The organism is Streptomyces sp. 11-1-2 (assembly GCF_003595545.1).
Lineage (GTDB): Bacteria > Actinomycetota > Actinomycetes > Streptomycetales > Streptomycetaceae > Streptomyces > Streptomyces hygroscopicus_B.
Genome location: NZ_CP022545.1, coordinates 10,246,925 through 10,259,685, shown reverse-complemented (window position 1 = coordinate 10,259,685; position 12,761 = coordinate 10,246,925). Strand labels below are relative to the sequence as shown.

Here is a 12,761-nt window from a genome sequence, read left to right as displayed (position 1 = left end):
CAGGACTTGATCTTCATATTCGGCGGCACCCAGGCGGCGAGGACTGCCTGCCTTTCTTCGGGTTGTGCCTGTTCGTTGTTTACGGCGGTGATGCGGGCCGAGGTCTCCTCGCCGAGCTTGACGTGGCGGCCGAGGGTGCCCAGGTGCTTGTGGCGGGACTTGGCCTGCAGTTCCGGAGCAGAGCGGCCCTTCTCAGCGAGGTGTTTGAGCCCGGAGTGCCGCAGCTGGTGCAGCGTGTAGCCCTTGCCGTGCGGGGCGTGCAGTTCGGATGCCTGCTTGAACAGGTACTCCGCGCGCGGATAGGACAGTCGGCTCCGGCCCGTGATGGGGTCGATGTCCGCCAGCGCGGGCGGTCGGCGGCCGGTACCTGGCGCACGGCGGTCGGCGGTCGGCGGTCGGCGGTCGGCGGTCGGCGGTCGGCGAGGAACATCGGACCGGTCGCCCGTCCCTGGAGCAGGCGCGGCAACAGCCGGGCGGTGGGGGTCTCCCAGTGCACGTACGCGTGTCGCCGCCCTTCTCCCCGACCCGGCCGCGGCGGAACTCCATGTCGATGTCGGGCACGTCGAGCTCAAGCAGTTCGTCCGCTCGGGCGCACGTCTCGTAGGCCATGCGCCACAAGACCCGTTCACGCAAGCCGAAGCGGTCGTCGGTGAACAGCCGTTCCAGCCGGGTCCAGGGAACGGCCTTGTCACGGTCGCGGGTCACCTTACGGCGCTCCAGCCGCCCGCCCGGGTCGGCGGCCAGCCAGTCCTGCCGCCGCGTGTACGCGGCGAAGGAGTTGAGCGCGGACAGGTGCTTGTTCCAGGTGTTCGCCGCCCCCTCGTCCCAGCGGGCCATGACCGCCTCGTAGACCTCGGGGATGAGGTCGCCGGTGGCGAACTGGTCGCCGACGAGCGCGCGGAGCCGGACCAGGGTCTCGGCGTAGGGTGGTGCGGTGCCGGGGTCGTCGCGGAAGCGGTCGAGGAACCGGTCCACGGCGGCCGCGAGCGGAACCGTGCTCCCGCTGCGCGGGAGGGGGGATCACGGACACGGTGCGGCGCCTCCGGCGATGTGACACAGAACGTTGCCGAGTCGCCCCCACCGGCGGAATGGATCTCCGCAGGTCGCACGCCCTGTGCCGCGCTCTGGTGGCGGCGGCGCATGCTCCACGCGACGCCCTCGGGAGTGTTCATTGGCTCAGGAGAACGATCCGAAGGACTCCCTGCTCCTGTCCGTTCTGCCCTTCGCGGTGATGGCGGTCGTGGCCGTGCTGGACCTCACCTCGGGGCCGGGGGTGGGACTTCTGCCTCTCGTGTCGCTGGGACCGGCCTTCGCGGGGCTCACCGGGGTGGCGGCGCACGGTCGCCATCCGTCTCCCGTTCAGCCCGGATCGAGCGCCGCGGTACGGCGGGGAAGCCGGGCCCGGAAGACGGTGGCGCCCGGCTTGCTGGTCAGCGTGACCGTGCCGCCGTGCGCCGCGACCACGGCCCGGACGATCGCCAGCCCCAGCCCGGTGCCGCCCGCCGCCCGGGACCGGCCGGGATCGGCGCGGGCGAACCGCTCGAACACCTCGTCCTGGAGGGCGTCCGGGACGCCCGGTCCGTCGTCGGACACCGTCAGCTCGGCCCAGTCGGCACCGGCCGTCGCGAGCCGTACGGTGACCCGGGTGCCGGGCGGGGTGTGGGTACGGGCGTTGGCCAGCAGGTTTCCCACCACCTGCTGGAGACGGTGCTCGTCGCCGAGCACCGTCACCGGCTCCTCGGCCAGCTCCAGCCTCCAGCGGTGGCCGGGCCCCGCGGCCCGTGCGTCGCCCGTCGCGTCCAGCACCAGCCGGGTCAGATCGACTGTTCGGCGGGCCAGCGGCCGTCCCGCGTCGAGCCGGGCGAGCAGCAGCAGATCGTCCACCAGCGTGGACATCCGCTGCGACTCGGCCTGGATCCTCTCCAGCGCGTGCCGCACCTCATCCGGCACCGGATCCGGATGGCGCAGCGCCAGCTCGGCGTGTCCGCGGACGGAGGCCACCGGCGTCCGCAGCTCATGGCTGGCGTCGGCGGCGAAGTGCCGCAGCCGCTCCTCGCTCGCCTGACGGCGGGCCAGCGCGTCCCCGACGTGGCCGAGCATCCGGTTGAGCGCGGTGCCCACCTGGCCCACCTCGGTACGCGGATCGGTGTCCGGCACCGGCGGTGGCATGGCCACCTCACCGCTGGCCAGCGGCAGCTCCGCCACCCCGGCGGCGGTCATGGTCACCTGCCGCAGCGGCCGCAGCGACAGCCGCACCCACAGTGCCCCGGCCACCCCGGTGACCAGCAGCGCGCTGCCGAACACCACGGTCTCCACGATCTCCAGCCGGTGCACGGTCTCCTCCACCGGACGCAGCGGCAGCCCGGTGACCAGAACATCCCCGTCGTCCCCGTGGACCGCGACCACTCGGTAGCCGCTGAGCGCGGACAGCCGCACGCTGTGGCCGTCGCCGTCCACCGGCACTGCCGCCAGGACCCTCCGGTCAGCGCCGGTCAGGGGTACGGCGGCGTCCGTCTGGTCGCGTACCACCGCGGCATCCGTCGTCGTACCGCGCAGCAGCCGGGCGCCGAAGGTGCGGTCCGACTGTCCACGGGTGTCGGGCGCGTTGTCGGCGTCCGGGCGCCGCTCACCGTGCTCCAGGCTGGCCGGGAACCGGCCGCCGGCCGCCGTGAGCTGCTGGTCCAGCCGGCGCACCAGAAACCCCTCCAGCGCGAACACCGTGGTCAGCCCCACCGCCAGACTCGCCACCGCCAGCAGCACCACCAGCCCGGCGGTCAGCCGGGCACGCAGCGTACGGGGCAGCCGCCCGGGCAGCCACCGCCTCATGAAACCTCCGCCTTGAGCACATAGCCGACCCCGCGCACCGTGTGGATCAGCGGTGCCCTCCCGGCGTCGACCTTCTTGCGCAGATAGCTGATGTACAACTCGACCACATGGGCCTGGCCGCCGAAGTCATAGCTCCACACCCGGTCCAGGATCTGCGCCTTGGACAGCACCCGCCGCGGGTTGCGCATCAGGAACCGCAGCAGTTCGAACTCGGTGCGGGACAGCTCCACGGCCACACCTCCACGGGTCACCTCCCGCGCCTGCTCGTCCATCACCAGATCGGCGACCACCAGCCGGTCGTCGCCCGGCTCCCGCGCCATCCCGGCCCGGCGCAGCAGCCCGCGCAGCCGGGCCAGCACCTCCTCCAGGCTGAACGGCTTGGTCACATAGTCGTCGCCGCCCGCCGTGATGCCCGTGATCCGGTCCTCCACCGCGTCGCGCGCGGTCAGGAACAGCACGCAGACGTCCGGCAGCTGCGTCCGCATCGCACGCAGCACCGTGAGCCCGTCGGTGTCCGGCAGCATCCAGTCGAGCACCACCGCGTCCGGGCGGAACGCCCGCACGGCGTCCAGCGCGGACCCGCCGTCGGCGGCGGTGCGAACATCCCAGCCCTCGTAGCGCAGCGCACCCGACAGCACCTCGGTCAGATCGGGTTCGTCGTCGACGACGAGGACGCGGACCCGGTCGCCGTCGGGCCGCAGCAGAAAACGGCTGGTGGAGTGCGTATCCATGATGCCTCCAGCATCCCTCGCGGTGCGCGCTGCCGAGACCCGCCCTTCCTCTGAGTTTCCTCTGAATCCGAACGCGTTCCGCTCGGGTTCAGAGGGTCCTCAGAGCTTCGCGGGTGACGCTGACCAGGCACGTCGCCGAGAGGACTCCTATGACCAGCACGACGCCACCGACCCCGGCCAGGACTCGCCCGTCCCGGTCGGCACCGCGCCCGCCCAGCCCCGTCCCGGCGCTCGCACACCTGATGATCTGGGGCGGGGCCGCCACCGTCCTGGCGCTGTGGTGGAGCGACACCCCCTCGGTCGTCGGCGCCGCCGGCTGGCTGACCGGCGCGGGGCGGATCACCGGGCTGCTCGCCGGTTACACCTGCGCGATCCTCCTGCTGCTGATGGCGCGCGTACCGCTGCTGGACCGCGCCATCGGCTCCGACCGGCTGGCCCGCTGGCACGCCCTGGGCGGCCGCTACACGATCTCGCTGGCCTGCGCCCACGTCCTGCTGATCATCTGGGGGTACTCGCTGGAATCGCACACCGGTGTGGTGGACCAGACCACCACCCTGGTCCTCCACTACCCGGACCTGCTCAAGGGGACGATCGGCTTTCTGCTGTTTCTCCTCACCGCGATCGTGTCCGCGCGCGCCGTGCGCCGTCGCATCTCCTACGAGACCTGGCACCTTCTGCACTTCGCGACCTATCTCGCGGTCTTCCTGGCCTTCGGGCACCAGCTCTCCGACGGAGCCGACTTCACCGGAAACCGACCCGCCCAGCTGGCCTGGTACACCCTCTACATCGGCGCGGCGGCACTGCTGGCCTGGTACCGGTTCGCCGTTCCGGTACGCCGGGCGCTGCGCCACCGGCTGTACGTCACCGAGGTCCGGCCCGAGGCTCCGGGCGTCATATCGGTCTACCTCTCCGGCGACCGGCTGGACGAGCTGGGGGCCGAGCCCGGCCAGTTCTTCCGCTGGCGGTTCCTCACCCGCGGCCTGTGGTGGGCCGCCAACCCCTACTCCCTGTCGGCCGCGCCGCACCCCGCGTACCTGCGGATCACCGTCAAGGCGTCCGGCGGCCACAGCGCGGCGCTCGCCCACCTCCAACCCGGCACCCGGGTGCTCGCCGAGGGCCCGTACGGGGCCTTCACGGCACGCCGTCGCCGCACCCGCAAGACCCTCCTGCTGGGTGGTGGCGTCGGGATCACCCCGCTGCGGAGCCTCTTCGAGACGCTGCCGGGCGAGGTCATGCTCATCTACCGGGCCCGGCGCCCCGAGGACCTGGCGCTCCGCGCCGAACTGGACAACATGGCCGCCGCGCGCGGGGCGATCGTCCACTATGTCGTCGACGAGCCCGCTGTCCACTCCTCCCCGCTGACCGCCGAGGCGCTCCGCGGCCTGGTGCCCGACCTCGGCGAACGTGACGTCTACCTGTGCGGTCCGCCCGGCATGACGGAGGCCGCCCGGCGCGCCCTGCGCGACGCCGGGGTGCCGCGCCGCCGCGTCCACCACGAGTCGTTCGCGCTCTGACTCCGATCCGCTCCGCATCCGAAGGAGACCCGCTGTGCGCAAGGCCGCCATCACCACCGTCTCGACCGTGGCGGGCATCGTCCTGCTGCTCTCGCTCAAACCGCACCAGGCCCCCGCCACGGCCGCCGCGCCACCGCCCCGCGCCACCGCGTCCGCGGGGAGGCCCCCCACCCCGACCGGCGGCCAGTCCTCGGGCGGCGACCAGTCCCAAGGCGGCGCGTCCGGCACGTTCACCGGCAGCGTGATCGACACCACTTACGGGCCGACGCAGGTCGCCGTCACCCTCGCGCACGGCCGGATCACGGCTGTCAAAGCACTCCAGACGCCCTCGGACCGGCCCCGGTCCCAGCAGATCGCGTCCTACGCCGTACCGCAGCTCACCCAGGAGGCGCTGAGCGCCCAAAGTGCCCACATCGACGCGGTCTCCGGCGCCACCTACACCAGCGAGGGCTACACACGGTCGCTGCAGAGCGCGCTGGACAAGGCCAGTGGCTGAGCCCGCCCCCGGGCGCGGAACGCGCCGCGCCGAGCACGTCATGGGGACGGTCGTCTCCTTCGACATCCGCGATCCGGCCACCCCCGCCATCCACCGCGCCCTCGACGCCGCCGTGGCGTGGCTGCACCGGGTGGACGAGGTCTTCTCCCCGTACCGCCCCGGCAGCGTGATCAGCCGCCTGGACCGGGGCGAACTCACCCCGGAACGGTGCGGCCCCGAGGTGGCCGAGGTGCTCGACCTGTGTGAAGAGGCGGCACACGCCACCGGCGGCTGGTTCAGTCCCACTCCCGGCGGCCGGCTCGATCCCTCCGGAATGGTCAAGGGCTGGGCGATCGAGCGAGCCTCGCGGATCCTCCACGCGGCGGGCGCTCACAACACCTGCGTCAACGGCGGCGGCGACATCCAGCTCCGCGGCGAGGCCGCCCCGGGCACCCCCTGGCGGATCGGCATCGCCCACCCCACCCGCCCCGGGGAACTGGCGGCCGTCGTCACCGGGCACGATCTGGCCGTCGCCACCTCGGGCACGGCCGAGCGCGGTGCGCACGTGCTGGACCCGCACACCGGACGGCCCGCCACCGGTCTGCTCTCGCTCACCCTGACCGGCCACCACCTCACCCGGACCGACGCCTACGCCACGGCCGCGTTCGCCATGGGCGCCGGAGCCCGTGGCTGGGTCGAGGCACTGGACGGCCACGAGGCGCTGGGCATCACCACGGCGGGTGAGATCTGGCGCACCCCGGACTTCCCCGGGGCGGTCCTGGCCGAAGCCGGGCCATGACGGGCGGCGTCCGCACCGGCCGGTCCCGAAGCGGCGCGGCCGTCGGCCGGTTCAGCCACGAGGCAGCCGTCGGCTGGTTCAGCCATGGGCCGGGCCGGGCGCTGCGCGCCCATGGGGCGGGCGCTCCGGGAAGCGAGCTGCCTCTGTACGCGCATGACGATGTGCCCGAGGCCGGAGAGCGCGCAGGCGATCGCGGGGTCGACGCCTCGGACATGCGGCATCCCCACCGCATGTCGGGGGCATCTCAGGCCGCGGCGGCGGAACCCTCGGTGTCATCGGTTCCGTAGGCGATGCGCTCGGTGACCGACACCACTCCGTCCACGCCCCGGCACAGCCGCACGATGACCGGGACCAGACTCCTGGCCTCGACCGATCCGTCCAGTGTGACCTCGCCCTCCCGTACCTCGACCGTCACGGCCGAGGGCGCCAGACGCAGGGTCCGTCGCAGCAGATCCCCCTCGATCTCGTCGCGAATCGCGTCGTCGTGGCGCAGGAATACCCGCAGCAGGTCACCACGGCTGATAATGCCGAGCAGTTGGTCGGTCTCGTCCACCACGGGAAGCCGCTTGATGTTCCCGTCCGACATCACGCGAGCCGCCTCGACGACCGTCCACTCCGGACGCGCGCACACCGCGGGCGCCGACATCAGCTCCTCCGCCCTCGCCCCCTCCGCCTTCGCGCGCTCCCACGCCTCCAGATGCGGGAGGGGCAGCCGACCGGACGGGTCGGTCTGGCCGGACGACTTGCGCAGCAGATCGGCCTCGGACACCACGCCGATCGGGCGCCCGGAACCGTCCACGACCGGCACGGCGGTGACGTCGTACTCAGTGAGGAGCCCCACGAGTTCCTTGAACGGCAATTCGCGTGGTGCCTGGACCACCGGACGTGTCATGAGCTCTCCGACCGTTCTGTGGTGCATGTCCCGACTCCTTTCGGAGACTCGCGGCGGGGTCGGCCGGTGTTTCCTTGTCGAGCCTGCCAGCTCGTCCCCACCGCCGGATGAGCCTCATGGCTCCCTCTCCCGGCCGCACGGCCCACAACGGGGCACGGCCCACAACGGGGCCATCCGGCCCTGGCTCAAGAGCTGGCCGTCCCAGGACGCCGCTCGCCGACCGTGGCACGTTGGAGTTGAGGCAGAGAGGTGGGATGTCGATGCGTGCCCAAGTCGGCGACCAACTGGTTGTCGAAAGCCCCACTACCGGTGCCACCCAACGGGACGGTGAGATCGTCGGGCTCCGCCATGACGACGGAACACCGCCCTATGACGTGCGGTGGTCGGACTCGGACCAGATCACCCTTGTGTTCCCCGGACCGGACGCACACATTCACCACATCGAGCACGGGCCGGAAGGACACCTGGAGGAGACCGGCCATCGAGGAACAGGAACAGCGCGCAGGACCACTCGAGCGCTCTCCGAACCGGTGGTCATGGCTCTGGTGCAGGACGCCGCGGCCGCCCCGTCGATGCACAACGCCCAGCCCTGGCGATTCCAGTACTCCCGGCGCAACCGCGTCTTCCATCTGCGGGCCGACCTCCGGGGCGCTCTGCCGCACAGCGACCCCGTACTCCGGGCCCTGCACATCGGCTGTGGCGCCGCCCTGATGAACCTGCGGGTCGCGGTCGCGCACGAGGGCTGGCAGGCGACCACCCGGGTGCTGCCCGACCCCAGCGACCCGATGCTGCTGGCCTCCGTGACACTGACCGGCCCGCTCGGCGACGAGGACGATCCGGCCGCCCTGTACCCCGCCGTGCACACCCGGCACACCAGCCGGTACCCCTTCGCCGAGACGCCGCTGCCCGACACGGTGCTGACCGCCCTCGCCGAGGCCGCACACCGGGAGTACGTTTCGCTGTCCTTCGCCTCCGGCTTGCATTTGCAGTCCGTTATGGACCTGGCGCTGGAAGCCGAGGCCCGCAACCTCACCGATGCCGGCGCCACCGCGGACCTGGCCCGCTTCACCCGCAGGGCGGGCGATACGCGGCCGGCCACCGAAGGAGTCCCGGAATACGCCTTCGGGCCCCGCCGCCGCATCGGCAAAGCCCCCATGCGGGACTTCGCCGGCGGCAAACCGATCCCCGGTCGGCCGACCGTCGATTTCGAAACCGCCCCCCACCTGGCGCTGCTGAGCACCGCACGCGACCAGCCCCTGGACTGGCTGCGCACCGGCCAGGCGATGGAACGGGTCCTGCTGCGCGCCACCGTCGAGGGCGTCTCGACCTCGTTCATCACCCAGGCCCTCGAATGGCACGACCTGCGCCGGCCGCTGCGCGACCCGATGTCGGGCAACGCGTATGTGCAGATGGTGCTGCGGCTGGGATATGGCCGGCCCGGCTCCCAGACCCCCAGGCGGCCGGTCCACGATGTGCTGGACATCGAGCCATAGCCACACCGGCACGATCCGGAGCACCCCGTCAGGAGGTGCCCGCCGTCTCCCCGCGTCCGACACCCCGGAAATGGCACTCGACATCCACCACGCCCTCCACGGCCCGGGCGAGGCGCGCGGCCACAGGGATCGGCGCGGTGTCGCGGAGCTGCCCGCTGAGCGTGACAACTCCCTCGTCCACCCGGACGTGGATGCCGCTGTCGCCAGGAAAGAGATAGGCCACCACCGTGCGGCGGACCTCCTCCTCGATGTCCTCGTCCGGACGGAGGAAGACCTTCAGCAGATCACCCCGGCTGACAATTCCCAGCAACATCCCCTCGGCATCGACCACGGGAAGCCGCTTGACCCCTCTGACGGCCATGATCCGGGCCGCCTCGGCCAACGTGGCGTCCGGGTGCACGCTCACCGCCGGGGAACTCATCAGCCCCTCCGCCGTCACCGCCCCCGCTTTGGCGAGGTCAGGGAGGCGCCGCAACTGCTCGAGGCGGTCCGGGTCACTGTCCCGGAACTCCTCCTTGGGCAGCAGATCCGCCTCGGAGACGACGCCGATGACACGCCCCTCACCCTCCAGCACCGGCATGGCGCTCACCCGCCACTGCCCCAGCGTCTGCACCATCTCCTTGAACGGCGCCTCACGCCCGACAGCCACCACCGTCCGGGTCATCACATCACTCACGATGTGCGGAGTCTCGGACACACGACCATCCTCCTTCTGCCTCGTCCGCCCCGCGGCGCCCCGACGCCCCACCACTTCCACTCTCCGGCCGGGGAGTGTCCTCCGGCCACCGGAGAGCGCATCGTTCAGCGAATCAGTCCCTGTGTGTGCGGGCGCGGCCGTTATGGTCGCCCTGAACTCAGCCTTCGAGGTCATCGCGTTCGGCCTACAGGGGAAAAGGATCACCTCACAGCTGCTGGACGTCGCCCGTATCGCGATCGCGCTGCAATGGCCGCCTGGGCTGCTGTGCTGCCGAGGCAGCCTTTCGGGGTGGGATGGTCGGGTCAGCGGCTGGGTGTGAGTTCGCCACTGAGCTTGCCGTGGAGGTAGGCGCTCGGCTCGTTCAGGCCGGTGATCCGGACGCTCTTGCCGCGCTGGGCGTACTTGGTCTCGATCGCGTCGAGGGCGGCGACGGAGGAGGCGTCCCAGATGTGGGCGGCGGACAGGTCGATGACGACCTTGTCGGGGTCGGTTGTGTAGTCGAACTGGCCGACGAGATCGTTGGAGGAGGCGAAGAACAGCTCGCCGGTGACCCGGTAGACCACGGTGGCGTGGTCGGGGTCCGTGACGGCGGTGACCTGGGCGAGGTGGGCGACGCGCCTGGCGAAGACGACCATCGCGGTGACCGAGCCGACGACCACACCGATGGCCAGGTTGTGGGTGACCACGACGACCACGACGGTGATCGCCATGACGGTGATCTCCCCGGCAGGCATCCGCCTCAGCGTCTTAGGGGCGATGGAGTGCCAGTCGAAGGTCGCGAACGACACCATGACCATCACGGCCACCAGGGCGCCCATGGGAATGTCCGAGACGACCGGGCCGAAGACGATGCACAGCACCATCAGGAACGAGCCCGCCAGGAACGTCGACAGACGGGTGCGGGCACCGGAGACCTTCACGTTGATCATCGTCTGGCCGATCATCGCGCAGCCGCCCATGCCACCGAAGAAGCCGGTGACGATGTTGGCGATGCCCTGACCGATGGACTCACGGGTCTTGTTGGAGCGGGTGTCGGTGATCTCGTCCACCAGCTTGGCCGTCATCAGCGACTCCATCAGGCCGACCAGGGCCATGGCGAAGGCGTAGGGCGCGATGGTGGTCAGGGTGTCCAGGGTGAACGGCACATCGGGCAGGCCGGGAACCGGCAGGGAGGACGGCAACTCGCCCTTGTCGCCGACAGTGGGCACCGCGATCCCGGCCGCGACCGTGACGACGGTGAGAATCACGATCGACACCAAGGGCGCGGGGATCACGGTGGTGACCTTCGGGAAGAACACCATCAGTGCCAGCCCGGCCGCGATCAGCGGGTAGACGGCCCAGGGCACATCGCTCATCTCGGGGACCTGGGCCATGAAGATCAGGATGGCGAGGGCGTTGACGAAGCCGACCATCACCGAGCGGGGGACGAACCGCATCAGCTTCGCCACCCCCAGCGCGCCCAGCGCCACCTGGAAGACACCGGCCAGGATCACGGTGGCGACCAGGTAGCCCAGGCCGTGTTCACGGTTCATCGGCGCGGTCACGAGCGCGACGGCACCGGTCGCGGCGGAGATCATCGCCCGGCGCCCGCCGACGATCGCGATGGTGACGGCCATGGTGAAGGAGGCGAACAGGCCGATGGCCGGATCGACCCCGGCGATGATCGAGAACGAGATCGCCTCGGGGATCAGCGCGAGCGCGACCACCAGGCCGCCCAGGACCTCGGTGCGCCAGACCTTCGGATCGTTCAGCCAATCGGGCTTCAGGTCACGCAGGCGCGCGGCTGGGGACACAGCGGAACCAGACAAAGGGAATATGAACCTTGTACTCGGGCACAGCCCTTCCGGCAATGCCAGGGCGTGCGGGAACGGCGCGGAGTGCCGGGCCGGCGAATCGGATCTTCGCCGGGGGCGACGTCGGCCCCGACAGCAACGGCAGGGCAGCAGTACCTCGCCCTCGCCACCAGCGACTCTACCCTAACGTTAGGGTAGAGATCAGCCGGGCCGCGAGGGGACGCGGGCCGGGGATGAGAAGAGCCGAAGGGTCACGAGCGTGGACGGCAAGCACATGCAGATCGGCGAAGTCGCCGCGCGGACCGAACTGTCCTTGCGCACCATCCGGCACTACGAGGAGACCGGCCTCGTGGTCCCCTCGGCCCGCTCCCAGGGCGGCTTCCGCCTCTACACCGAGGCCGATGTCGCCCGTCTGATGGTCATCCGCCGCATGAAACCGCTCGGCTTCACCCTGGATCAGATGCGCGACCTGCTGGAGGCCACCGACCGCCTCGACTCCGGCGCCGAGCTGCCACCCGATGAGCGGGAGGATCTGCTGGAGCGAGTACGCGGCTTCCAGGAGGCCGCGCGACAGCGGGTGGCGGACCTGCGGACCCAACTGGCGCGAGCGGAAGAGTTCGCCGCCACACTGGGCGAGCGTCTCACCTCGGCGCAGCATCCCTGACGACGGGGCTGCAGCGTTTGCTCGTTCACCACTCCGCAGGCTGCCGGTGCGGCCGGAAGGACGTCAGCATGTCGGAGTCCGAGCACGAGCTGGCCGAGGTCCAGCGTGAGCACTGCCGCTCCAGGCGATCGGGGCCCTCGACGAATGGCTGCGCGGCCGGGTCCGGATCGGTCATCGCCAGCACCGCGTACGAGGTCCGCACCAGGTGAAAGGCGCGGCTGGACTCGTCGCTGGGCAGCGCCTCGGCACAGAATGCCCATGCCTTCGCCGGGACGCTCGTGCTCCCGGTCATCATCTTCAGCGTCGTCCTCGCCAGGACTCACCAGCATGCCGATCCGGGTGCCACCCGGGCGTGATCACCTGTCGCCGGGGCGCACGACGACGGCGTTGGCCTCGACACGTCCGCTGTGTTCGAAGCGGAGGGTGAAGGGCACCAGGTCTCCGGCCCGCCAGCGGGCCGTGGCCGGGACGGTCACATCGCTGGTGAACGGTGACATGTCGAGCGTGCCGCCCGCCGGAACCGGCAGGGAGTCCGCGACCTGCCGGGAGGCGGCTCCCCGCCCGGTCATCCGGTGACGGCTGAGCGAGATCCCCTCGGCGACCGCGGAGGAGGTCACCTCGACCAACCGGTCCTGCCCACCGCCCGTGTTGGTGATGCGGAAGAACGCGGCGGTCCGGGGCACTCCCGGGGCGGGGAGGAAGAGCTGTGCGTCGGTGACGCCGATACGCGGGGGCCTGCCCGCGCTGCCCGAGGCGGTCCACGTGGCGAGACCGCCCAGTGCGAGGACACAGGCGCAGAACGGAGCGGCCGCGGCCCGCAGGGAGTCCGTGAGGCGACGGCGGGTGGGCGTCCAGGAGGGGGTCGTCATCGGGCGGG

The 12,761-nt window shown here is 71.3% G+C and carries 13 protein-coding genes; 5 read left to right on the top strand and 8 right to left on the bottom strand.

Going from position 1 to position 12,761, the window contains the following annotated elements; translation table 11 throughout:
* Nucleotides 1-192: 192 nt before the first annotated feature.
* The 3 genes from CGL27_RS50515 to CGL27_RS43920 form a co-directional block, all read right to left on the bottom strand.
* Nucleotides 193-975: a hypothetical protein gene (locus CGL27_RS50515; protein WP_162953207.1), complete on the bottom strand. Its 783-nt coding sequence runs from the start codon at nucleotides 973-975 to the stop codon at nucleotides 193-195.
* 384 nt (nucleotides 976-1,359) lie between these two features.
* Nucleotides 1,360-2,826, bottom strand: a complete 1,467-nt coding sequence (locus CGL27_RS43925) for a HAMP domain-containing sensor histidine kinase (RefSeq protein ID WP_119993201.1) — start codon at nucleotides 2,824-2,826, stop codon at nucleotides 1,360-1,362.
* The gene (locus tag CGL27_RS43920; RefSeq protein ID WP_078645636.1) at nucleotides 2,823-3,557 is read right to left on the bottom strand and encodes a response regulator transcription factor; all 735 of its coding nucleotides are present in this window, start codon (nucleotides 3,555-3,557) and stop codon (nucleotides 2,823-2,825) included. The genes CGL27_RS43925 and CGL27_RS43920 overlap by 4 nt, the downstream gene beginning before the upstream one ends.
* Nucleotides 3,558-3,706: 149 nt before the next feature.
* Between CGL27_RS43920 and CGL27_RS43915 the strand changes: the two genes are divergently transcribed.
* From CGL27_RS43915 to CGL27_RS43905, 3 genes are read left to right on the top strand one after another with little or no spacing between them, the layout of a single operon-like run.
* On the top strand, nucleotides 3,707-5,071 hold the full coding sequence (locus tag CGL27_RS43915) for a ferredoxin reductase family protein (RefSeq protein ID WP_078645634.1): 1,365 nt from the start codon (nucleotides 3,707-3,709) through the stop codon (nucleotides 5,069-5,071).
* Between the two features lie 34 nt (nucleotides 5,072-5,105).
* Nucleotides 5,106-5,567 carry an FMN-binding protein gene (locus tag CGL27_RS43910; protein ID WP_119993199.1) on the top strand — a complete coding sequence of 154 codons (462 nt, stop codon included), beginning with the start codon at nucleotides 5,106-5,108 and terminating at the stop codon, nucleotides 5,565-5,567.
* A 40-nt stretch (nucleotides 5,568-5,607) separates the two neighbouring features.
* On the top strand, nucleotides 5,608-6,345 hold the full coding sequence (locus CGL27_RS43905; RefSeq protein ID WP_119993197.1) for an FAD:protein FMN transferase: 738 nt from the start codon (nucleotides 5,608-5,610) through the stop codon (nucleotides 6,343-6,345).
* A 244-nt stretch (nucleotides 6,346-6,589) separates the two neighbouring features.
* On the opposite strand, the gene CGL27_RS43900 is transcribed toward CGL27_RS43905, so the two are convergent.
* Nucleotides 6,590-7,264 (bottom strand): CBS domain-containing protein, encoded by a 675-nt coding sequence (locus CGL27_RS43900; protein WP_119993196.1) that lies wholly within the window; start codon nucleotides 7,262-7,264, stop codon nucleotides 6,590-6,592.
* 233 nt (nucleotides 7,265-7,497) lie between these two features.
* Here CGL27_RS43900 and CGL27_RS43895 point away from each other — a divergent pair, with 233 nt between their 5' ends.
* A complete protein-coding gene (locus CGL27_RS43895) occupies nucleotides 7,498-8,730 on the top strand; it encodes a DUF1918 domain-containing protein (protein ID WP_346345772.1) in 1,233 nt (410 codons plus the stop codon).
* Between the two features lie 28 nt (nucleotides 8,731-8,758).
* Here the strand turns inward: CGL27_RS43895 and CGL27_RS43890 are convergent, their stop codons facing one another.
* The gene (locus CGL27_RS43890; RefSeq protein ID WP_078645626.1) at nucleotides 8,759-9,427 is read right to left on the bottom strand and encodes a CBS domain-containing protein; all 669 of its coding nucleotides are present in this window, start codon (nucleotides 9,425-9,427) and stop codon (nucleotides 8,759-8,761) included.
* 302 nt (nucleotides 9,428-9,729) lie between these two features.
* Nucleotides 9,730-11,220 (bottom strand): SulP family inorganic anion transporter, encoded by a 1,491-nt coding sequence (locus CGL27_RS43880; RefSeq protein ID WP_078645622.1) that lies wholly within the window; start codon nucleotides 11,218-11,220, stop codon nucleotides 9,730-9,732.
* Between the two features lie 274 nt (nucleotides 11,221-11,494).
* Between CGL27_RS43880 and CGL27_RS43875 the strand changes: the two genes are divergently transcribed.
* Nucleotides 11,495-11,884, top strand: a complete 390-nt coding sequence (locus CGL27_RS43875) for a MerR family transcriptional regulator (protein ID WP_078647813.1) — start codon at nucleotides 11,495-11,497, stop codon at nucleotides 11,882-11,884.
* A 25-nt stretch (nucleotides 11,885-11,909) separates the two neighbouring features.
* Here CGL27_RS43875 and CGL27_RS53680 read toward each other — a convergent pair whose 3' ends face one another.
* A complete protein-coding gene (locus CGL27_RS53680; RefSeq protein WP_205587848.1) occupies nucleotides 11,910-12,176 on the bottom strand; it encodes a hypothetical protein in 267 nt (88 codons plus the stop codon).
* A gap of 64 nt (nucleotides 12,177-12,240) precedes the next feature.
* Nucleotides 12,241-12,753, bottom strand: coding sequence for a copper chaperone PCu(A)C (locus CGL27_RS43865; RefSeq protein WP_119993191.1), 513 nt, complete (start codon nucleotides 12,751-12,753; stop codon nucleotides 12,241-12,243).
* Between the last annotated feature and the right edge of the window lie 8 nt (nucleotides 12,754-12,761).

Excerpts from the sequence above, each read along its gene's own strand:
- CGL27_RS43915 (WP_078645634.1), top strand. The coding sequence starts at position 3,707 with ATGACCAGCACGACGCCACCGACCCCGGCCAGGACTCGCCCGTCCCGG.
- CGL27_RS43875 (WP_078647813.1), top strand. The coding sequence starts at position 11,495 with ATGCAGATCGGCGAAGTCGCCGCGCGGACCGAACTGTCCTTGCGCACC.
- CGL27_RS43895 (WP_346345772.1), top strand. The coding sequence starts at position 7,498 with ATGCGTGCCCAAGTCGGCGACCAACTGGTTGTCGAAAGCCCCACTACC.
- CGL27_RS43900 (WP_119993196.1), bottom strand. The coding sequence starts at position 7,264 with ATGCACCACAGAACGGTCGGAGAGCTCATGACACGTCCGGTGGTCCAG.
- CGL27_RS43925 (WP_119993201.1), bottom strand. The coding sequence starts at position 2,826 with ATGAGGCGGTGGCTGCCCGGGCGGCTGCCCCGTACGCTGCGTGCCCGG.
- CGL27_RS43865 (WP_119993191.1), bottom strand. The coding sequence starts at position 12,753 with ATGACGACCCCCTCCTGGACGCCCACCCGCCGTCGCCTCACGGACTCC.
- CGL27_RS43920 (WP_078645636.1), bottom strand. The coding sequence starts at position 3,557 with ATGGATACGCACTCCACCAGCCGTTTTCTGCTGCGGCCCGACGGCGAC.
- CGL27_RS53680 (WP_205587848.1), bottom strand. The coding sequence starts at position 12,176 with ATGACCGGGAGCACGAGCGTCCCGGCGAAGGCATGGGCATTCTGTGCC.
- CGL27_RS43905 (WP_119993197.1), top strand. The coding sequence starts at position 5,608 with ATGGGGACGGTCGTCTCCTTCGACATCCGCGATCCGGCCACCCCCGCC.